A 1,283-nucleotide genomic window follows, 5' to 3' on the forward strand; every position below is an offset into this window, starting at 1 on the left:
GACGGTCAGCCGCCTACCTGGCAGCGGCACCAGCAGCAACTGCGCATAGTCCTGGAGGAGGATCGAGACGTGACGGCCGCCGACCCTCGCCACCTCTTCCGCGACCAGCGGGGCGATCAACTGCGGCGGCATCTCGTGCGCCCGGTCCAGCAGCACCCCCAGCAGTCGCTCGCCGAACCCTTCCGACCGGTCCACGGCGCCCGTGTCCGCCTCCCGCTCACCTGCCGCCATACCCATGCCCTTTCACCAAGCAGCCTCGTTGCGACGTCACCCGCCATTCCGGCCGTCTCCAACGGGTCGGTCACCGAGCGGCCTGGCGTTCGACTTCGGTGGCTTGGCTCCGGTAGCACTGCGCGCGGGTCTGGATGAGGGGGAGGGGAAGGTGAGCGGTCCGTGAATGACTGAGTGCGGGCGGGAGGCAACGAGGCCCTGCCGCACTCCACGGTCGGAGTGTTCGAGTCCGTTGCGGCCCTTCGGCTCCTCCCGCTCGGTGAGGGGCCGGAGCACAAGTTCACGCCTTGCTCGGCGGCCGCCGGCCGCGCAAGGACTGGCAGACCCCCTCCTGCGACTGTGCACGCGGGCTCCGGAAACCACCGTGATCGACTCGCACAGAGTGACCCGGCCAACCGGGCCAGAGGGCTCATTGAGCCAGTGGCGGCGTGTCAGTCTCTCCTTCAGGGCCGCCGGCTCAATGGCGTGGCGTGCGGTGGAAAGGTCCGGATAAGAGATAAGCCCCAGGCTGGTTGGCCTGGAGCTTTCCTCCGGATCAGGCTGCGGGACCGACGTCGCGCTCCCGATGACTGACACGATGCTCGGCACCTTTCGTGGCATCTGGTACCTGGGCAATGGCTGCTTGGGCGGGTGAACGTGAGGTCGGCAGGCTTGCGCCATGGCCGCCTTCGGAGTCCCAGACCGAGACCAGGGACAGTTCCATCTCCTCCGCGATCCGGCGTTGCTCCGCTTCGTCCATCAGGGCGCTCGCGGTGAGGGTGCACCGCGGATCGGCGGCCTCGGCCATGAGCCGGGCGGCCGTGGCGGGGCTGGTCTCCGGAGGGATCACCAGGAGGTCCCAACGGCCGACGGTGTAGGAGAACAGCAGCAGCTTGTGGGGATCTTGCTCGGCCTTGAACCAGCCGACACCCACCACATGCCCGTCGACGGGCACCTTCCGTGGGATGACCGGCCAGAACGTGGGGTTCACCGTGGCATGGGTGATCCGCCCCCACAGTGGGTCGAGGACGGCCGTCAGTGCGGGCAGTTCCGCCGCGAGGTCACGGGAGCGG

The 1,283-nt window shown here is 68.7% G+C and carries 1 protein-coding gene and 1 pseudogene; both read right to left on the reverse strand.

All coding sequences use genetic code 11. The annotated features are described in order from the left end of the window. A pseudogene (locus AB0I03_RS26715) lies at positions 1-231 on the reverse strand (serine/threonine-protein phosphatase); the annotation flags it as partial. A gap of 535 nt (positions 232-766) precedes the next feature. Beyond that, on the reverse strand, positions 767-1,283 hold a 517-nt coding region (locus AB0I03_RS26720; protein ID WP_360417387.1), incomplete at its 5' end, for a DUF5994 family protein.

Source organism: Glycomyces sp. NPDC021274, assembly GCF_040641195.1.
In the GTDB taxonomy this organism is placed as follows: domain Bacteria; phylum Actinomycetota; class Actinomycetes; order Mycobacteriales; family Micromonosporaceae; genus Glycomyces.